This window comes from Zoogloea sp. (assembly GCF_030157465.1).
In the GTDB taxonomy this organism is placed as follows: domain Bacteria; phylum Pseudomonadota; class Gammaproteobacteria; order Burkholderiales; family Rhodocyclaceae; genus Zoogloea.
The window spans coordinates 1-19,701 of record NZ_JAOAUU010000042.1; the positions used below are offsets into that span (position 1 = coordinate 1).

The 19,701-nt window shown below is 63.5% G+C and carries 17 protein-coding genes; 11 read left to right on the forward strand and 6 right to left on the reverse strand.

The features are described from left to right. Positions 1-424 precede the first annotated feature (424 nt). Both Q1W26_RS04505 and Q1W26_RS04510 read left to right on the forward strand, forming a co-directional pair. Positions 425-2,116, forward strand: a complete 1,692-nt coding sequence (locus Q1W26_RS04505; protein WP_300436447.1) for an AMP-binding protein — start codon at positions 425-427, stop codon at positions 2,114-2,116. A 32-nt stretch (positions 2,117-2,148) separates the two neighbouring features. Then, positions 2,149-3,072, forward strand: coding sequence for a hydroxymethylglutaryl-CoA lyase (locus Q1W26_RS04510; RefSeq protein ID WP_300436449.1), 924 nt, complete (start codon positions 2,149-2,151; stop codon positions 3,070-3,072). 51 nt (positions 3,073-3,123) lie between these two features. Here Q1W26_RS04510 and mfd read toward each other — a convergent pair whose 3' ends face one another. The 4 genes from mfd to Q1W26_RS04530 are packed head-to-tail and all read right to left on the reverse strand — an operon-like array spanning position 3,124 to position 8,724. After that, a complete protein-coding gene (gene mfd / locus Q1W26_RS04515) occupies positions 3,124-6,579 on the reverse strand; it encodes a transcription-repair coupling factor (RefSeq protein ID WP_300436452.1) in 3,456 nt (1,151 codons plus the stop codon). 52 nt (positions 6,580-6,631) lie between these two features. Further along, entirely contained in the window at positions 6,632-7,399 is a 768-nt protein-coding gene (locus tag Q1W26_RS04520; RefSeq protein WP_300436454.1) for an NRDE family protein, read from the reverse strand. Next, the gene (locus Q1W26_RS04525) at positions 7,390-7,680 is read right to left on the reverse strand and encodes a DUF4936 family protein (protein WP_300436457.1); all 291 of its coding nucleotides are present in this window, start codon (positions 7,678-7,680) and stop codon (positions 7,390-7,392) included. The genes Q1W26_RS04520 and Q1W26_RS04525 overlap by 10 nt, the downstream gene beginning before the upstream one ends. A 9-nt stretch (positions 7,681-7,689) precedes the next feature. Then, a complete protein-coding gene (locus tag Q1W26_RS04530) occupies positions 7,690-8,724 on the reverse strand; it encodes a folate-binding protein (protein WP_300436460.1) in 1,035 nt (344 codons plus the stop codon). Between the two features lie 189 nt (positions 8,725-8,913). Here Q1W26_RS04530 and mltG point away from each other — a divergent pair, with 189 nt between their 5' ends. From mltG to Q1W26_RS04560, 6 genes are read left to right on the forward strand one after another with little or no spacing between them, the layout of a single operon-like run. Further along, positions 8,914-9,915 carry an endolytic transglycosylase MltG gene (mltG, locus tag Q1W26_RS04535; RefSeq protein ID WP_300436463.1) on the forward strand — a complete coding sequence of 334 codons (1,002 nt, stop codon included), beginning with the start codon at positions 8,914-8,916 and terminating at the stop codon, positions 9,913-9,915. Further along, positions 9,912-10,526, forward strand: coding sequence for a dTMP kinase (gene tmk, locus Q1W26_RS04540; protein ID WP_300436465.1), 615 nt, complete (start codon positions 9,912-9,914; stop codon positions 10,524-10,526). The genes mltG and tmk overlap by 4 nt, the downstream gene beginning before the upstream one ends. After that, positions 10,526-11,587 carry a DNA polymerase III subunit delta' gene (gene holB / locus Q1W26_RS04545; protein WP_300436572.1) on the forward strand — a complete coding sequence of 354 codons (1,062 nt, stop codon included), beginning with the start codon at positions 10,526-10,528 and terminating at the stop codon, positions 11,585-11,587. The genes tmk and holB overlap by 1 nt, the downstream gene beginning before the upstream one ends. Next, entirely contained in the window at positions 11,584-11,952 is a 369-nt protein-coding gene (locus Q1W26_RS04550; RefSeq protein WP_300436468.1) for a PilZ domain-containing protein, read from the forward strand. The genes holB and Q1W26_RS04550 overlap by 4 nt, the downstream gene beginning before the upstream one ends. 60 nt (positions 11,953-12,012) lie before the next feature. Then, positions 12,013-12,786: a TatD family hydrolase gene (locus tag Q1W26_RS04555; RefSeq protein WP_300436573.1), complete on the forward strand. Its 774-nt coding sequence runs from the start codon at positions 12,013-12,015 to the stop codon at positions 12,784-12,786. Next, positions 12,783-13,472: an ankyrin repeat domain-containing protein gene (locus Q1W26_RS04560; protein WP_300436470.1), complete on the forward strand. Its 690-nt coding sequence runs from the start codon at positions 12,783-12,785 to the stop codon at positions 13,470-13,472. The genes Q1W26_RS04555 and Q1W26_RS04560 overlap by 4 nt, the downstream gene beginning before the upstream one ends. On the opposite strand, the gene Q1W26_RS04565 is transcribed toward Q1W26_RS04560, so the two are convergent. Further along, positions 13,473-13,676, reverse strand: coding sequence for a hypothetical protein (locus Q1W26_RS04565; RefSeq protein WP_300436472.1), 204 nt, complete (start codon positions 13,674-13,676; stop codon positions 13,473-13,475). It abuts the gene before it with no gap. Positions 13,677-13,745: 69 nt separating this feature from the next. Between Q1W26_RS04565 and Q1W26_RS04570 the strand changes: the two genes are divergently transcribed. Beyond that, positions 13,746-15,104, forward strand: a complete 1,359-nt coding sequence (locus tag Q1W26_RS04570; RefSeq protein WP_300436473.1) for a site-specific integrase — start codon at positions 13,746-13,748, stop codon at positions 15,102-15,104. A 140-nt stretch (positions 15,105-15,244) separates the two neighbouring features. Further along, a complete protein-coding gene (locus Q1W26_RS04575) occupies positions 15,245-16,288 on the forward strand; it encodes a DNA-binding protein (RefSeq protein ID WP_300436475.1) in 1,044 nt (347 codons plus the stop codon). Between the two features lie 52 nt (positions 16,289-16,340). Here the strand turns inward: Q1W26_RS04575 and Q1W26_RS04580 are convergent, their stop codons facing one another. Next, positions 16,341-18,140: an asparagine synthase C-terminal domain-containing protein gene (locus tag Q1W26_RS04580; RefSeq protein WP_300436478.1), complete on the reverse strand. Its 1,800-nt coding sequence runs from the start codon at positions 18,138-18,140 to the stop codon at positions 16,341-16,343. A gap of 596 nt (positions 18,141-18,736) precedes the next feature. Between Q1W26_RS04580 and argF the strand changes: the two genes are divergently transcribed. Further along, positions 18,737-19,669 carry an ornithine carbamoyltransferase gene (gene argF / locus Q1W26_RS04585; RefSeq protein WP_300436481.1) on the forward strand — a complete coding sequence of 311 codons (933 nt, stop codon included), beginning with the start codon at positions 18,737-18,739 and terminating at the stop codon, positions 19,667-19,669. Positions 19,670-19,701: the final 32 nt, after the last annotated feature.

Below are 19,701 nucleotides of genomic sequence, written 5' to 3' on the forward strand. Positions count from 1 at the left end.
CCTTGTGAATGCGGGCTCTCGGCTTGGCCGGGCCAAAGATACTGTTCGATCTCTTAAGTGAGGGTGAGTGGCCGCTGCAAGATCTACCATGCGGGCGCGCGGCCCAAGGGCGGGTACGGCATCCAGCCACTCAGTCGGGGTGCCCCCCGACTATGCACACCCGACCGCCAGGCAAGGTCGATGGCGATCGGGTGCTGGTGCATGAGGAAAATAATACAAGGTCGGGTTAGCCCGCAGGGCGTAACCCGACACCAACATGAACATCAATGGCCACGTCTGATGTCGGGTTACGCTGCGCTAACCCGACCTACCGCAGCTACAACAGCCCCGACAACAGCCCCAACGCGTCGCATCCAGCAATTTCCTCCGGCAACCCGCGCAGACGGGGCCGGACCATAGCGTCAAGACAAGTGTGAGGAGACACATGAACAAGCCGCTGAGTTACGTCCACGGTGCATCGGACAAACCCCTGATCGGCCAGACCATCGGCCGTTTTTTCGATGAAGCCTGCGCGCGCCATGCCGGCCACGAAGCGCTGGTGGTGCGCCACCAGAACGTGCGACTGAGCTATGCCGAACTGAAGCTGAAGGTGGATGCGCTGGCCTGCGGGCTGCGCCGGCTGGGGCTCGAGCCCGGAGAGCGGATCGGCATCTGGTCACAGAACAACCTGGAATGGGCGCTGACCCAGTTCGCCACCGCCAAGGCGGGTCTCGTGCTGGTGAACATCAACCCGGCCTACCGGCGCAGCGAACTGGAATATGCGCTGAACAAGGTTGGCTGCCGTGCGCTGATCGTGTCGCCCTCATTCAAGAGCAGCGATTACCTGGCCATGCTGGCCGATCTGGCGCCGGAGCTGGCCCACTGCGAAGCGGGCCTCCTGCGCGCCCATCGCTTGCCCAGCCTCGAAATCGTTGTGCGAATGGGCACCGGGCACACGCCGGGAATGCTCAATTTCGACGACCTTTTCGTGTCGCCCAACCGGGATGAACTCGGCGAGCTTGAACTCCTGGGCGAGCGCCTGCAGTTCGACGACCCGATCAATATCCAGTTTACGTCCGGCACCACCGGCAGCCCCAAGGGCGCCACGCTGTCGCACCACAACATCCTCAACAACGGGTTTTTTGTGGGCGAGGCGATTCGCCTGCGGGAGGGCGACCGGGTGTGCATTCCGGTGCCGCTGTATCACTGCTTTGGCATGGTGATGGGCAACCTGGGCTGCCTGACCCACGGCGCGACAATGGTTTATCCGGCCGAGGCCTTCGAGCCGCTGGCCGTGCTGCAAACCATTGCCACCGAAAAGTGCACCGCCACTTACGGCGTGCCGACGATGTTCATCGCGATGCTCGACCACCCGGATTTTGCCGGCTTTGATCTCTCCAGCCTGCGCACCGGCATCATGGCCGGCAGCCCGTGTCCGACCGAGGTGATGAAGCGCGTCATCGACAAGATGAACATGCGCGAGGTGACCATCGCCTACGGCATGACGGAAACTTCGCCGGTCAGCTTCCAGAGCGGCACCGACGACTCCATCGAGCGGCGCGTGTCCACCGTGGGCCGGGTGCAGCCTCACTGCGAAGTGAAGATCATCGACAACGAAGGCCGCATCGTGCCCCGCGGCATGGCGGGCGAACTATGCACCCGCGGCTATTCGGTGATGCTCGGCTACTGGGGCGACGAAGCCAAAACGGCCGAAGCGATCGGCCGCGGCGGCTGGATGCACACCGGTGATCTGGCGACCCTTGACGATGAAGGCTTCTGCAACATCGTCGGGCGAATCAAGGACATGGTGATTCGCGGCGGCGAGAACATTTACCCGCGGGAAATCGAGGAGTTTCTGTACCGCCATCCCAAGGTGCTGGATGTGCAGGTGGTCGGCATTCCCGACGAGAAATACGGCGAGGAGCTGTGTGCGTGGATCATCCTGCGTGAGGGCGCACGCCTCACCGAGGGCGAGGTGCGCGACTTCTGCCAGGGGCAGATCGCCCACTACAAGATTCCGCGCTATATCCGCTTCGTGGAGAGTTTTCCGATGACGGTGACCGGCAAGATCCAGAAGTTCCAGATCCGCGAGCAGATGAAGCAATCGCTCGGGCTCCGGGATGTCGCAAGCGCATGAAGGAGGTTTTAGCGATGAATCCGGTTGCGCACATGCCGAAGCAGGTCCGCATTGTCGAGATGGGCCCCCGCGACGGCCTGCAGAACGAGAAGCAGCTTGTCGACACCGAAACCAAGGTCGAGCTGATTGCGCGCCTTGGCGCGGCCGGGCTCAAGGCCATCGAGGCCACGTCCTTCGTGTCGCCCCGCTGGGTGCCGCAGATGGGCGACAACGCCGAGGTGATGGCCCGCATCCTGCGCCTGCCGGGCGTGGCTTACCCGGTGCTCACGCCCAACCTGCAGGGCTTCGAGGCCGCGCTGGCGGCGGGGGCCACCGAAGTGGCGGTGTTTGGTGCGGCCTCCGAGTCCTTCAGCCGCAAGAACATCAACTGCAGCATTGCCGAATCGCTGACCCGCTTCGAGCCGGTGATGCTGGCCGCCAAAGCCGCCGGCGTGCGGGTGCGCGGCTATGTGTCGTGCGTGCTCGGCTGCCCCTACGAGGGCGAAATTGCCCCCGACGCGGTGGCCGGCGTGGCCGCCACGCTGTTTGAAATGGGCTGTTTCGAGGTGAGTCTGGGCGACACCATCGGCACCGGCACGCCCGGCAAAACCCGGCGCATGCTCGATACGGTGGCCCGCCGGGTACCCATCGACAAGCTTGCCGGGCATTACCACGACACCTACGGCCAGGCCATGGTCAACATCTACGCCTCGCTGGAGGCCGGCGTGGCGGTGTTCGATACTGCGGTGGCGGGCCTTGGTGGCTGCCCCTACGCGGCGGGCGCCTCGGGCAACGTGGCAACCGAGGACGTGGTATACATGCTCGACGGCCTCGGCATCGAAACTGGCATCGATCTGGATGCGCTGGTGGACACCGCGGGCTGGATCAGCGAACGCCTGGGCCGCGCCCCCGCCTCGAAGGTGGCGCGGGCGGTCCTCGCCAAACGCGGCCTCGCCCGGGCTGGCGGAAAGGTTTAGCGCAATCCGCCGCCAGCTTTTTGAGCGCATGGCTTCATGCGCTTCGGCGCTTCAAGCCTTCACGGCTTCGAGCAAGTCTTTCACCGCTGACACGCGCATCTTCAGATCCGGGGTGGCGATCTTGCGCACCAGCTTGTCCGGGCCGGACATCTTCGTGTTCCGGTCCTTCTGGATCAGCATGATGACCTTTACCGGGTCGATGCTGGCGTTGGGGCCGAACTGGACGCTGATCTGGCTTTCGGAGGCGTCCATCTTGGCGACGCCGTAGGGCTTGACCAGCATGCGCAGGCGGTGGGTTTCGAGCAGCGTCCTGGTTTGCGCCGGCATTTCGCCGAAGCGGTCGATGAGTTCTTCCTGAATGTCGCGCAGCTCGTCTTCGCTTTCGCAGTTGGCAAGGCGCTTGTAGAGGGTGAGGCGTTCCTGCACGTCGCTGCAGTAGTCGTTGGGCAGCAGTGCGGGGGCGTGGAGGTTGATTTCCGACACGACTTCCAGCGGCTGGCTGAGGTCGGGCTCCTTGCCCTGCTGCAGGTCGCGCACGGCGCGCTTGAGCATTTCGGTGTAGAGGCTGACGCCGACCTGCTGGATTTCGCCGGATTGATTTTCGCCGAGCACTTCGCCGGCGCCGCGAATCTCCAGATCCTGCATCGCCAGGTAAAAGCCGGAGCCCAGCTCTTCCATCATGGTGATCGCTTCGAGGCGTTTCTGGGCCTGGGCGGTGGGCTTGGCGTTGGCGTCGGTGAGCAGGTAGGCGTAGGCCTGGTGGTGCGAGCGCCCGACGCGGCCGCGCAGCTGGTGGAGCTGGGCAAGGCCGAAGCGGTCGGCCCGGTTGATCAGGATGGTGTTGGCGGTCTGGATGTTGATGCCGGTCTCAATGATTGTGGTGCACAGCAGCAGGTTGGCCTTCTGCGTGGTGAAGTCGCGCATCACGCGCTCCAGCTCACGCTCGGGCAACTGGCCGTGGCCGATGACGATGCGCGCTTCGGGCAGCAGCTCTTCCAGCGATTCCCGCATGTTTTCGATGGTGTCGACTTCGTTGTGCAGGAAGTACACCTGCCCGCCGCGCTTGAACTCGCGGATCACCGCCTCGCGGATGATGCCCTTGCTGAAGCGCTGCACGAAGGTCTTGATGGCGAGGCGTTTTTGCGGTGCGGTGGCGATCACCGAAAACTCGCGCAGGCCTTCCAGCGCCAGGCCGAGGGTGCGCGGGATGGGCGTGGCGGTGAGGGTGAGGATGTCCACTTCGCTCCTCAGCGCCTTGAGGGCTTCCTTCTGGCGGACGCCGAAACGGTGTTCCTCGTCGATGATCACGAGGCCGAGGCGCTTGAAGGTGACGTCTTTTTGCAGCAGGCGGTGGGTGCCGATGAGGATGTCCACCTTGCCTTCGCCCAGTTGCTGGATGGCGTCGGCCTGCTCCTTGGCGTTCTTGAAGCGGGAGAGTTCGGCGACCTTGATCGGCCAGTCGGCAAAGCGGTCGGCAAAGGTCTGGTAGTGCTGTTCGGCCAGGAGCGTGGTGGGGCACAGCACAACCACCTGTTTGCCGTCGGCCACCGCGATGAAGGCGGCGCGCAGGGCCACTTCGGTCTTGCCGAAGCCCACGTCGCCGCACACCAGGCGGTCCATCGGCCGGCCGGACTTCATGTCGGCCACCACGGCCTCGATGGCAGCCATCTGGTCGGGTGTTTCCTCGAAGCCGAAGCCGTCGGAGAACGCTTCCAGGTCGTGTTGCTTGAAGTCGAAGGCGTGACCCTTGCGCGCGGCACGGGTGGCGTACAGGGCCAGCAGTTCGGCGGCGGTGTCGCGCACCTGCTGGGCGGCCTTTTTCTTGGCCTTTTCCCACTGGCCGGAGCCGAGGGTGTGCAGGTGAACGGCCTCCGGGTCGGCGCCGGCGTAACGGGTGATCACGTGGAGCTGGGACACCGGCACGTAGAGCTTGTCGTCGTTGGCGTATTCGAGGTGCAGGAATTCGGTGTCGCCTTCGCCCAGGTCCATGTGCACGAGGCCGATGTAACGGCCGATGCCGTGGCTGGAGTGCACCACCGGGTCGTTGGGCTTGAGTTCGGAAAGGTCGCGCAGCCAGCCTTCCATCGTCGCCGCCTTGCGGCTGTCGCGGCGCGTTCGGGTGCGGGCTGTGGCGGCGTAGAGCTCGGATTCGGTGACGATGGCGATGCCGGCTTCGGCAAGCACGAAGCCGGCGCCAAGCGGCCCGGTGCCCAGGGCGAGGCGTGCGTCGCCGGCGACAAAGCTTTCGAAATTGGCGTTGGCGGCGGGCTTGAGGGCGTATTCGGCGAAGTATTCGGCGATGGTTTGCTGGCGGCCGGCGGATTCGGCCAGCACCAGCACGCGGCCTGGGAAGCCGCTGCAGAAGGCCTTGAAGCGGTGCAGCGGATCACTGGCCTTGCGCTCGACGGAGATGTCGGGGAGCGCCACGGCCGGGCCTTCGCTGCCGCCTGCGGGCAGGGCCAGGCGGGCGCGGTCCTTCAGGGCGATGAAAAAGGCTTCTTCGGACAAAAAGAGTTCGTCCGGCGCCATGATCGGGCGGGTCTTGTCACCGCCGAGCAGCTTGTGACGGCTGCGGGCATCCTTGCCGAAGGCTTCGATGGCGCCGGGCACATCGCGGTGCAAGAAGATGGCGGCGCTTTCGGGCAGGTAGTCGAAGAGGGTGGCGGTTTCTTCGAAGAACAGCGGCAGGTAGTACTCGATGCCGGCCGGGGCGATGCCGTTGGAGACGTCTTTGTACACCATGCAGCGCGATGGATCGCCTTCGAATTTTTCGCGGAAGCGGCCGCGAAAGCGCGTGCGGCCAGGCTCGTCCATCGGAAATTCGCGGGCCGGCAGGAGGCGTACCTCCTTTACCGGGAACACGGTGCGCTGAGTGTCGGGGTCGAATGTCTTGATGCTCTCGACTTCGTTGTCGAAGAGATCGATGCGGTAGGGCAGCGCGGCGCCCATCGGGAAGAGATCGACCAGCCCGCCGCGCACGCTGTATTCGCCGGGCGTCATGACCTGGGTGACGTGGGCGTAGCCGGCCACGGTCATCTGCATGCGCAGGCCGTCCACATCGAGCTTGCTGCCTTGCTTGAGAAAGAAGGTGTAGGCGGCCAGGAAGGACGGCGGGGCCAGGCGGTAGAGCGCCGTTGAGGCCGGCACGAGGGCGATGTCGGCTTCGCCGCGGGTGATTGCGTAGAGCGTGGAGAGGCGCTCGGAGATCAGGTCCTGATGCGGGGAGAAGCTGTCGTAGGGCAGGGTTTCCCAGTCGGGCAGCAGGTGGGTGGAGAGGCCCGGTGCCAGCCAGGCGATTTCGTCCGACAGGCGCTGGGCATCGAGCGGGTTGGCGGTGATGACGACCAGCATGCGTCCGCCGCCGGCCAGCCGCGCAATGGCCAGGGCGTCACTCGATCCGGCGAAGGCCGGCAGGTCAAGGCGCTGGCCGGGCTTGGCCTGGCTGAAGACGTCGAGGGACGGGAGGAGGGCTGACAACTGGGAGCGAAGCGGGCTGGAGGCGGTCATGCGGGCGCGTGCTGCAGGAGAAACAAGGGGCGGATTATAAGGCGCCGGGGGATCAGGCCCGGTCTACTTGAAAGCGTTCGACGACGCGGCCGGATTCAAGGCCGACATCGTTCCAGGTGGATTCGGTGACGTGCATCCAGCCGTGGCGGTCGCGGGTGATGACCGTGGAGCAGCGGGTGCCGTAGCCGGGGGCGCGGATGAAGGCGCTGGAGAGCATGCGTTCCCAGGCAAGGCTGACGCCGGTGCGAGGCAGCGCTGCGTCGGGAGCGGGGCGGTCGTCGCGCAGGAGTTCGCGCAGTGGGGTGTCGTCGGGCAGGGCCCGCAGCGCGCGGGCAAGGCGGGATTTGCCGGCCGTGACCTTGGGCCAGGGCGTGTCGAGCAGATGATTGGAGAGGGCGTAGATGCCGGGCTCGAGGATGCGCGCGCTGCCGCTGGCGCTTTCGTAGATGCCGAGGCTGTTGCCATCCGAAACAAACAGGTTGAAGGCGTTGTAGCGCGGGCCTTGCGTTTGCAGCCGCGCGAGGGCCGCGGCGGTGCTTTCGCCGCCGGTGAGAAAATCCGCCACCAGCGCCCCCCGTGACGGCGCATCGTTGCGGTTGCGCGGGGGATCGCGAAAGTTGGTCAGCCCGGCGAAGCGGCCATCGCGGGCGAGGCCGAGCCAGGTGCCGCCGGCTTCGAGGTCACGACCGGCAAAAACGTTTTTTGCATCCTTCCACCAGGCGGCTTCGGCCGCCGGCCGGGCGAAGAACTCGTCCCGGTTGGCGGCCACCACCAGCGGGTAGTCCGGATGCACCCGCCAGGCGACGAGAATCAGGCACATGCGACGAAACGTTCGGTGTGGCGGCTGCCACCTTCGTCGATGAAGCGCAGGACGCCGTGCCTGGCGATCGCCTGCTCCAGCGCCGCATCGAAGGCGGGCACATCGGTGACGTTCTCGTAGATTTCCATCCACGTCCACGGATCGTCCGCCTTGCGCAGGAAGCGCCCGGTGATGCCGGTTTGCTCGCCTACGTCGGCCTGCAGGTTATGCAGCGTCCGGGCCAGATCGGCCTCGAGGCCGATCCGCACGGGGTAGTAGATGTAGTAGTGGGACAGTGCCACGCCGCAACCTCAGCCGAGCGCGTAGGGCAAGGGCAGGAAGCCGAGGGCCGGGCCGGCGGGCGAGCCGAGGTGGGCCTGGCCAGCGTCGGCGCTGGAGGTTTGCAGCACGACGAGGGCGTCAAAACCGCTTTCGGGTGCCGGCGCGACACTCACCACCTTGCCGGCCGACTGTTCGCCGAAATCGGGGGCGAACACGTCGGAGCCGACGGCAGGCGGGGTGTCCACATCCACATGAACCCGGTACATGCGCTTCTTGAGCTTGCCCAGGTAATGGGTGCGGGCAACGATTTCCTGGCCCGGGTAGCAGCCCTTGTTGAAGCTGACGCCGCCGATGAGATCGAAGTTGAGCATCTGGGCGACGAACTCCTCCTGCACCGGCAATGTGACGCCCGGCAGGCCCGCCGTGATGTCCAGCCACTGCCAGGCGCTGGTGCCGGCCGGAAGCGCGCCGGCGGCGACGAATTTTTCCCACAGTGTGGCGGCTTCGGAAAGCGGGGCCGACACGATGAAACGGGCGCCATCAAGGCGCACGACAGTCGCGACGCCACCTGCCGTTGCCCGCTCGGCGCCCGGAATGTGGAGGCCGGCGGCTTCGAGCGCTGCGCCTGCCTGCGGGCCGGCAAGGCCGATCAGCACGCTGTCGGCGCTGTCGTCCATCAGCCTGGCCTTGGAGCGCAGGATGTACATGGAGAGTTTCTTGAGCATCGCCAGGTGCACGTCGGCCGACAGCGTGAGCAGGTAGTCGGCGCCTTCGCGCCACAGCAGGATGCTGGCCAGCATGCGGCCCTTGGGGCTGTTGAAGCTGGTGAGCTGGGCCTCGTTGGGGCCGAGCTTCTTCACGTCATTGGAAAACAGGTTGTGCAGGAGCGCGCCGGCATCCTCGCCGGTGGCGCGGATCGCGCCGAGGTGCACAAGCGGCACCACCACGGTGCCCTCTGCGGCGCGGACGACATCCTGCCGCGCGTCATCATGGAACTTCACCGAAGCGCCATCCGTAAAAAGTGCGCCTTGGTCGGCGAGAAGGGATTGCCAGGTTGCATTCATCTGTGGTCGGAGTCCTGTCGCAAAAACGAGTCCAAAAGCGGTTTGCGTTATTATAAGGGGCTGTGCTGCCGCAGCCTTGCCGGCTCGCCGACGGGTGATCGACCCATCTGGCCAGCGCCGCATTGTAGCGGCAGATTTACCCGTCTTCTTTCACCCCATTCGTTCGTTCCGGACGCGCCAAGTTCCCTGATGAAGCGCCTGTTTTCCCGTTTTTTCATCCTGGCCCTCCTTGGCATCGCCTGTCTTGCCGGTGCACTGGCGTGGTTTGCCTGGCAGCCGATTGCCCTCCGGGAGAGTCCGCTCGACTTCACCATCGAGCCCGGCTCGACGATGAAACAGGTGGCCCGCCAGGTGGCGGACGCCGGTATCGATGTAGAGCCCTTTGCGCTGGTCATGCTGGCCCGCGTGACCCGCAAGGCCAACTGGATCAAGGCCGGCAGCTATGAGGTGGAGGCAGGCCTCACGCCGCTGGCGCTGCTCGCCAAGCTCACCCGCGGCGATGTCACCCAGGCCGAACTGGCCCTGATCGAAGGCTGGAACTTCCGCCAGTTTCGCGCCGCGCTGGATCGCCATCCTGATTTGCGCCACGACACCGTCGACCTTTCCGACATCGAAATTCTCCAGCGCCTCGGCGTCGATGCCTCCCACCCGGAGGGGCTGTTCTTCCCCGATACCTATCTTTTTGCAAGACGCTCCAGCGATCTCGATGTGCTGCGCCGCGCCTACCATAACCAGCAGAACGTACTCGCCCGGGAGTGGGCCCGCCGCGCCGGAGGACTGCCCTACCGGGATCCCTACGAGGCGCTGATCATGGCTTCGATCGTCGAAAAGGAAACCGGCCAGGCCGCCGACCGCCCGATGGTCGCCTCGGTGTTCGTCAATCGCCTGCGCAGCGGCATGCTGCTGCAAACCGACCCAACCGTGATCTACGGCCTCGGGGCTGACTTTGACGGCGACATCAAAAAGCGCGACCTGCTCGCCGACACGCCTTACAACACCTACATCCGGCGCGGCCTGCCGCCAACGCCCATCGCCATGCCCGGCACCGCAGCACTGCGCGCGGCGCTCAATCCGCCGGCCACCGATTACCTTTATTTTGTTGCCCGCGGCGATGGCTCCAGTGCCTTCTCGCGCAACCTCGACGAACATAACCGGGCAGTTGCCCGCTACATCCGGAAACGCCAGCCGTGAAATCCCGCTTCATCACCTTTGAAGGCATCGACGGCGCAGGCAAAAGCAGCCAGATCGCTGCCGCCGTGGCCCTGATCGAGTCCAAAGGCATCGAGGTCGTGCAAACCCGCGAGCCGGGCGGCACGCCCCTTGGCGAAAAACTGCGCGAGCTGCTGCTTCACGAACCGATGCACCTTGAAACCGAGGCCATGCTGATGTTCGCGGCCCGTCGCGAGCATCTGGCCGCGCTGATCGAACCGGCACTCGCCGTTGGTAAATGGGTGGTTTCCGACCGTTTCACCGACGCCACCTATGCCTATCAGGTTGGCGGTCGCGGGCTGGATGAAGCGCGTTTCGCTGCACTGGAGCAATGGGTTCATCCCCACCTGCAACCCGATCTCACGCTGATCTTCGATCTCGACCCCGCCGTCGCCGCCCGGCGTCTCGCCGGAACCGGCAACGCGCCCGACCGTTTCGAGCGGGAAAAAACCGATTTCTTCGAACGTGTTCGCGCCGCCTATCTGCGCAGGGCTGCCGTTGACCCCGGCCGGGTAAGGGTCATCGATGCCAGCCAGACTCCGGATGAAATCAGGAATCAGCTCGAACAAATAATTTCAAAGGTTTGTTTTTAATGGTTTTTGAATGGCAAACCGGGCTCTGGAGGCGCGTAATCGACAGCGCCGGCCGCATGCCGCACGCACTGCTTCTAGCCGGCCCGGCAGGCGGCGGCAAGCGGGTCTTCGCCGAAACCCTGGCGGCCCGCGTGCTGTGCAGTCAGCCAGGCCCCGAGGGTTACGCCTGTGGGGTTTGCGAAGACTGTGTGTGGCGTCTTTCGGGCAACCATCCAGACCTGATCAGGGTGATTCCGGAAGCCGACCGTGAGGATCGTGACGACACGGCAGGTGATAAGCCCGAAGGCGGCAAGGCCGCCAGCCGGCAGATCGTCATTGAGCAGATTCGCGACCTGCAACAAACCCTGACCACCGGCGGACATCGCGGCGGGCAACGAGTTGCCATTGTGGATCCGGCCGAAGCGATGAACCTCTTTACCGCCAACGCACTTCTCAAATTACTTGAAGAGCCAACAACCAACGTATTGTTTTTGCTGATCTCATCGGCACCAAAACGCCTTCTTCCAACGATCCGAAGCCGCTGCCAGACCTGGGCATTCCCGCGTCCGCCGGCTGAAGCCGCCGCCCGTTGGCTGGTCGAGCGCAAAGTGCCCGACGCCGCTGCGCTGCTGGCTTTTTCGGGTGGCATGCCCCTCGCGGCGGCTGATCTTGCCGAAGGCGGCGGGGCGGCGGCCCGCAAACGTTTTGTGGATGACATCGCCAGCCTGCCTGGCAAGGCGCCATTGCGGCTTGCCAGTGAGTGGGAAAGCTGGCTGAAGAGCAAGGACTCACTGGCCAGCGGTTTCGACATGCCCACCCTCGTAGTCTGGCTGCAGCGCTGGGTATCCGACCTGGTGAGCCTTCGCCTTGGTGGGCCGGTGCGCTTCTTTCCCGGGCAACATGGCATCCTGCAAGGGCTTTCCGCGCGCCTGTCTGTAGACGCTGCACTCGGCTGCTACAATGAAATAACCCAGTCGCGCCGGGTTTCCCAGCATCCGCTCAACGCGCGGCTTTTTCTCGAGGACATGCTTTTGCGGTATGCCCGATGTCTCCAGGCTGCCGCCCCGGCGATGCGTAAATGAACGATTCCCTCAAGCGTCCCGTACAGGCACGGCCCAGTGTCCTGTCGCTCAACATCAGTTCCAAGTCGGCGCTCTACGCGGCCTACATGCCCTTTCTCAAGAATGGCGGAATCTTTCTGCCGACCAGCCGCGATTACAAGCTGGGTGACGAGATTTTCATGCTGCTGCAGATCATGGACGACCCGACCAAGCATCCGGTAGCCGGCACCATCGCGTGGATTACGCCGCCCGGTGCCCAGGGGAACAAAACCCAGGGCATCGGGGTCCAGTTTGCCGGGGACGACGCCGGACAGGTATTGCGCAACCGTATCGAGCAGATTCTGGCTGGCCACCTTGGTTCATCCCGTCCCACCCACACCCTTTGATCCTCGACCTGGGGCTTGTGCCCGAACGTCAAAAGTCTTTCCTTGCCCCTTAAGCCCGCAATGCTCGTCGACTCCCACTGCCATCTGGATTTTCCAGAGCTGATCGAAAACGAAGCCGCCGTGCTGGCCCTCATGGCCGACAAAGGCGTCACTCACGCGCTGTGCGTGAGTGTGAAGCTCGAAACATTGTCCGGCATCATCGGTCTTGCCGAGCGCCACGCGAACCTGTTTGCGTCAGTGGGCGTTCATCCGGACAACGCCGACTGCGAAGAGCCCGACGAAGCGCGTCTGCTTGAGCTGGCGGCTCACCCCAAGGTTGTGGCCATTGGCGAAACTGGGCTCGACTACTACTGGCACAAGGATGCTCCGGAGTGGCAGCGGGCGCGCTTTCGCACCCACATCCGTGCTGCCCGCCGTTGCAGCAAGCCGCTGATCATCCATACCCGCGACTCTGCCGCCGACACCCTGCGCCTGATGCGCGAGGAGGGGGCTGGGGAGCCGGGCGGCGTGATGCACTGTTTCACCGAAACCCGAGAAGTCGCCGAGCAGGCCCTTGACCTGGGCTTCTACATCTCTTTCTCGGGTATCGTCAGCTTCAAAACCGCCGAATCCCTGCGAGATGTGGCCCGTTTTGTGCCTGCCGACCGCCTGCTTGTGGAAACGGACGCGCCTTATCTCACCCCCGTGCCTTTTCGGGGAAAAACCAACCAGCCGGCCTATGTTCGCCACGTAGCCGAGGCGGTGGCGACTGCCCGCGGCGAAAGCCTCGAGGCGATCGCCGAGATCACCACCCGTAATTTCTTTCAGCTTTTCAAGGACGCAAAACCGTCATGAAACCTGTCGCTCGCATTCGCTCCGTCTTTCCTGCTGTTTCTGTGCGTGCCCTCGCCGTGGCCCTTGTCAGCCTGCATCTGGCACTGCCTGCGGCAGCCGCTTCGCTGGATGATCTGCTCAATGCAGCCAAGCTTGGTGATTCCGCTGAAGTGGCCCAGCTGGTCGCTCGCGGCATGGATCCGAACTCCACCGACCAGAGCGGCAACACGCTGCTGATTCTGGCTGCCCGGGAAGATCAGCCCGCGGTGGTGGCCGAACTGGTGAAGCAGCGCGGCATCAGGCTGGATGCCCGAAACGCTGCTGGCGACAGCGCCCTGATGCTGGCCAGCCTGCGGGGTCATGCCGGAGTCGTCGATCAACTGCTGAAGGCTGGCGCTGCCTTTGACCATGAGGGCTGGAACCCGTTGCTCTACGCTGCCTTCGAGGGCCGCGCGGCGATTGCCGGGCTCTTGCTCGACAAGGGCGCAAACCCCAATGCGCTGGCTCCCAACAGGAGCACTCCGCTGATGTTTGCCGCGCGTAACGGACATGACGAGGTGGTGGCACGCCTGCTCAAGGCCGGTGCAAGCCTTGATCTGGCAAACGATCAGAAAGAAACCGCCGAAAGCTGGGCTGTTAAATACCGCAACACCGACATCGCCGGAATGATCCAGGCCGAGCGCAAGGTGCGTGCTGCCCGTCGGTGATCAATAGCGCGGATGGCGGGATCCGTAGCGGCCATTGCCATGACTGAGGCGCCACGGGAGCGAGGGTGCCACCCGGCGCAGTACGGCGGCGCCGACCAGCGCCAGTAGCGCCGGCACCAGGGATTGTTCACCCTGGCCGCCGGCCAGCAGCACGCCCACAAGTACTCCACTCAACATCAGCATCCGGCAGATCAGGGTTTCCATCATCGACTCCTTCGCAAAGGTGTTGGTGCCCGGCAGGGCAGAAGACTGAACGCCTCGTGATCTTGGCCGGTGGCCGATGCTGTCATCGCGTTCTCGATAACTGTAATTATATACAGCACTCGCCCGTATGCAAGATCTTCGTCGGGCAACGTGCGTCCGCCTGCTGTCGCCCGCAGTTGCCGGGGTAAACTCAGCGCCATGAAAACGTCGTCCGCCATTCCGCAATCCCGTGTTGCAATGCCTGTTCCCCTGCGTCCCCTTGACGAGCTGACGATTCCACCGGAACTCGATGGGCGTGCCGGTGACAACCGGGCTGATCCTGCCCGGCTGCAGATTACCGCCGTCTGCGACGTCGATGCGATCAGGTGTTTTCTCGTCGAGTACGACCGCTCACCCGGTACCTTGCGCATTTACCAGCGGGAGTGCGAGCGCCTTCTGCTGTGGTCTTTGATCGACTGTGGCAAGCCCTTTTCCAGTCTCAATCGCCAGGATTTCGAGGGCTATCTCAACTTTCTTGCGGATCCCCAGCCGGCTGCACTGTGGTGCGGCCCCAAAGCCGAGAGGGCAACCGAGAGGTGGCGCCCCTTTGTGGGGCCGCTGAGTGAGAGCGCCGTACTGACCGCCATGGCGGCGATCAATTCACTGATGCGCTATCTCGTGGATGCGGGCTACTTGCTCGGCAATCCTCTTGGGTTGATCCGTCAGCGTCGCCGCAAGATGTCTGCCGAGGCGTCTGGGGCATTGCGCGCCGTGGCCAGCACTGATGAAATCGACAAGATCGAGCGTTTTCTCGACCAGCAGATGTGGAATGCCGTGACCTCGGCCATTGAGGCCATGCCGCGTGATGCCGGACGGGCGCGCGACGAATACGAGCGGGCGCGCTTCCTTGCTGCAACGCTCTACATGCTGGCGCCCCGTGCCGGCGAACTGGAGGCTCACCGCATGAACAGCTTTCGCGAAGAGCGCGGACTGTGGTGGTGGCACGTGGTGGGCAAAGGCGGCAAGAAGGCAAAGGTGCCGGTGGCCGACGACATGCTGCAGGCGCTGATCCGCTACCGTAAATACCTTGGCCTTAGTGCGGTGCCCCGACGTGACGACACGACGCCCATTCTTGTTTCGGTAAAGGACGGCAGTCCGATCACCGCCCGCCGGCTGAACCAGATTCTCAAGAAGATTTTCAGCGCGGCTGCTGATTTGTTGCCGCCCGACGCGGAGCACAAGAAGGAAAAGCTGCGCGCGGCGTCAGCCCACTGGGGGCGTCACACGGGCATCACCGCCAAGCTCGACAGCGGCATCGACGAGCGCTTTGTGCAGAAGGATGCGCGGCATACCGATGCCCGCACGACCCAACGCTATATCCACGAAGAAGAAGAGCGCTGGCACGACGAAGCGCAAAAGCAGCGCCTCCCGTGGGTTGGGCAAAAGTGAGGCGCTCTGTTTTCAAGACATATTTCCGGAAAGGCCTCGGAATCGACAAAACGTCATGAATATTACGTTTTCCGGGCGTATACGTATGTTAATGTCCAAATGTTGCAGTGTTTTGCAATTGCGTAACAAGGGACCGGATCATGGCGCGCAGCAGTAGTGTTTCTTTCGAGGCGGTCGAGCAGATTTGCTTCCAGTTGCTCTCCCAGGGAGAGAATCCGTCGTTCAACCTGGTTTACGCCGAGCTTGGCAACAAGGGCTCGAGCGAGATCGTTCAGCGCTACATCGATCAGTGGCGTCGCGAAACCGGCGAGGCCTTTTTCCGCCAGCGGAGCATTCCGGGCATGCCGGACGAACTGGTTTCGGCTGCGGATGTCTTCATGGGCAAGGTGTGGTCCCTGTCGCTGCAGCACGCCGATCAAATATTTGCGACCCAGCGTCAGGATCTGGAACAGGAGCGCGAAGCTTTTCGCGCCCAGCTCAGGCAGGCCCAGGATCGGATTCAGCAGTTTGAGGTGGAGGCGGGCGCTGCATCACAGCAGGTCAAGTCCTTCGAACAGGCTGTGCTCAGCCGCGACAGCACCATTGCCGACTTGCGCAGCCAGGCGCTGGAGTTCCTGCGTCAGCGGGAAGGCCTGGAGAACCGGCTCAAACAGCTTGAAGAAGCGGCCGAAGTGCGTGAGCAGAAATTTGCCGCGGAGTCCGAGCGACTGACCCGGCTCCTGCAAACCGACCGCGACCGCTACAGCGCATCCTTGAAAGAGGAGCAGGACCGCAGTGCCCAGGAACGCGAAATGTTGCTGAAGCAGGTCGACCTGGCACGCCAGGAGAAACTCTCCGACATCATCGCCATGCGCCAGCAACTGGCCAACCGGGAAGAGCGGGAAACCCGCCAGCGCGAGCAGACCGAGGAGGCACGTGCGGCGCTGCGCGAAGCGGTGTCGCGTACGCGCCAGATCGAGACCTCGTTGGCCGCCGCCGAAGGGCGCATCGAACGTCTGCAGGTTCAGTTGAAGACAGCCAGCGAGGCCGCTCACGGCAAGGAGTCTGCAGTTGCCGCGGCCGAGGCGCGGGCCCGCGCCGTGGAGGAAGTTCGTCTTGCCGAAACCGCTCGCGCCCAGCGAGCCGAGTCGGCGCTTGCCGAAACGCTGGTTGAGCTTGCGGCGCTGAAGAAACAGATGGCCTGAAATGCACGACGCAGGGTTGCCGCGGCGTCTGCGCTCGCGGCAACCCTGCCTGTCAGGATGACGCCTTGACGGATGGGGCGTGTTGGGACAGCCACTGCCCCAGCATCATCGAAATCCACACCATTTCGCCGTAATAGCCCGGGAAGGCCGGCAGGTGAGTGGAGAACAGCTCGGAAACGAACTCCCTTCGCAGAATGTTGCGCTCGACCAGAATGTCGACGGATGCGCGTGCGAGCTTTTCGAGGGCCGGATTCTTCAATACCCAGTGCCCGAAGGGCAGGCCAAAGCCCTGTTTCTTCTTGGTGATGATTTCCGGCGGCAGGAAATCCTTCAGGGCTTCCTTGAAGAACCAGCGCAGTTGCAGGCCCTTGAGCTTGTATTCCGGCGGCAGCTTGAGCGAGAAGTCGAGGAGGTCGTCGTCGATCAGCGGGAAGATGGCGTTGATGCCGGCGAGTCGGGCGCTGCCGATCACTTTGGGAAGATCGTTGTCGGCCAGCGTGAAGCGCCAGTCGAAGCCGAGCATCTTGTTGACGAGTGCGTGGGCATTGACACCCTGCCAGACGCGGCGCTGGAGACGGATCGGGGCTTCGGTATCCACGCCCGCAAGTAGCGTGGCGGGGAAGATGTTTTCAATGCCCAGGCGGTAGAGCAGGTTGTACTGTGCGGTTCGGTCGGGCAGGGGGGTGTTGGCCTGCTCGATGTAGCTGGCGGCCTTGCGCATCAGGGGCAGCTTGCCCAGCGGCGTCTGCATGATGACCGGTTCAAGCAGGCCGCCCTTGATAAGGCCGGGTACCTTTTCGTAGTAACCGAACACGCGTTGCTTGGCGTAGCGGGTGTTGCCGCCGAACAGTTCGTCGCCGCCGTCACCGGCAAACATTTTTTCAAAGCCGTCGTCGTGGGCGAGCTTGGCGCACAGGTAGGCCGGAAGCACCGACGAGTTGCCGAAAGGCTGGTCATAGGACGCGGCGACTGCAGGAATGTTGGCGACGAGGTCGTCCGACGTAATGTAATAGGGCTGGTGTTTGACGCCGAAATGCTTGGCGGCGATCCGGGCGAACTCCATCTCGTCGTAGCCTTCGGCTTCAAAGCCGATCGAATAGGCGGTGACGGGGTTGCCGCTGCGGCTGAGCATGCCGACGACGGTGGAGCTGTCGGTGCCGCCGGAGAGGAAGGCGCCCACTGGGGTGCCATCCAGCTCGCGCTCGATGGCTGTCTTGATCAGGTTCTTGAACGAGTCGGCGCTGGTCTTGAAGTCGGCGTCGGAAGGCTCGTCGAAGCGCGGCTGCCACCACGCCGCAAGCTGGGTGCGCTCCCGGTCGGCCACCAGGCGCGCGCCCGGCTCCAGCCGGAACACACCCTTGAAAATGGTGCCGGGCGCCGGAATGGTGTGGAAGTAGAGATAGTCGAAAATGCTTTGCGAGTCGAGTTCCCGCTCAAGGGCTGGCACTTCGTTGGCCCTGTCGGCAAAGCTCAGGCGGCGGCCTTCGCTTGCATAGCAGAAGCCGTAAGTGTTGAAGCGGTCGGAAGCAAAACCGATCTTTCCCTTTGCCGTATCCAGCCAGAGCAGGGCAAAACGCCCTGCGAGCTTGCCGAGGAATTCATCGGGGGCGTCGCACAGCTGCGGGATCGACGCGGCCCAGCCGTCGCGTTCGATGAGGCCGGCGAGGCCTGCATCACGGATGCGGGGCTGGCCCAGGACGAGCAGGGCCTGATGGTTGCGGGCAAACACACCGATACCGGCGCCGCCCAGTTCGAGCTTAAGCCCGGGCAGCGAGATGCCCTGATCCAGGGAGAGGCGATCGAAGACCAGGGTCCGGTCGAGATTGTCGAAATCAATAAAGCCGCGAATCATGGGTGTGCAGCGCCTTCGGAGGAGTTGGGCCGAGCGATCGGAAAAAGCTGATGCAGCGTCCGGCGTGTTGATTGAGGTTTGGACAAGGGTAGCCGCTCCCGGAAACGCCGGCGCGAACATAATGTTGTCGGCGCGCGGGCGGTTGTTTGCCGGAAACGATCTGCCAGGCTGGCGAGGTATCTTGAGCCGACTTGGTTAAGGGCCGAATACATTGCCGCCGGATACGGCAAGCGCGCAAAATACGTCCCGCGAGCCCCATTTTCAGGGCCCGCGAAGGGTAGCAAATGATCATGATGTTGGCACGGTCATGTAACCACATTTGTGAATTACTGCAGTGGCAGCTGCCGTGCTGCCGCATGCTCCGCAAGGATCGCCGCCGACGGCGCTTCATCTTCCACCCGTGCCGCGCGGGCCATGACTGTACAAGAAGCCCGTTTTGAATTAGGATCATGCGTCTAATACGGGATCTAAAACGGCGGCGTGAGCTGCCGTTTCGCCTTTTTGCCGACGGGACTTTTCGAGTTCCGGGCGTGGCGCGCGGTATGTCAGACCCGGCCTCATCGGGTCCGACAGAACCATAACCAAGAACGAGTGCCATGAACGCACCGAGACACTACTTACAGTTCAAAGATTTTTCTCGCGCCGAGTACGACTACCTTTTCTCCCGCACGCGGTGGATCAAGGACAGGTTCAAGCGGTACGAGCCTCATCACCCGCTGTTCGACCGGACGCTGGTGATGATTTTCGAGAAAGCCAGCACGCGCACGCGCCTGTCCTTCGAGGCAGGCATGCAGCAGCTCGGCGGATCGGCCATCTATCTCAACACCCGCGATTCGCAGCTTGGGCGCGGTGAGCCCGTCGAGGATGCCGCCCAGGTGATCTCGCGGATGAGCGACATCGTGATGATCCGCACCTTCGAGCAGTCGATCATCGAGCGTTTCGCCGAATATTCCCGCGTGCCGGTGATCAACGGACTGACGAACGAATACCACCCGTGCCAGATCCTGGCGGACATCTTCACCTTCATCGAACACCGCGGCCCGATCCAGGGCAAGACGGTGGCGTGGGTGGGGGATTCCAACAACGTCTGCAACACCTGGCTGCAAGCGGCCGAGGTGCTGGATTTCCAGGTGCGCGTGTCAACGCCGCCGGGCTACGAAGTCGAGCCCGAGCGGGCAGGGCTGATCGGTACGGGACACTTCGCCCATTTCGATGATCCGATGGAAGCCTGCCGGGGTGCAGACCTGGTGACTACCGATGTATGGACCAGCATGGGTTTCGAAGCGGAAAACGAAGAGCGGATGCGCGACTTTGCCGATTGGCAAGTGGACGAGGACATGATGAAGGTTGCCAATCCCGGCGCCGTCTTCATGCATTGTCTGCCCGCTCACCGGGGTGAAGAAGTGTCCGCGGAAGTGATCGACGGCCCTCAGTCGGTGGTGTGGGACGAGGCGGAAAACCGTCTGCACGCGCAGAAGGCGCTGATGGAATTTCTCCTGATTGGCAAGATCGAAGGTGACTGCGCCTGAGGCGCAGCAATCAATTCAAGACTCATCTACTC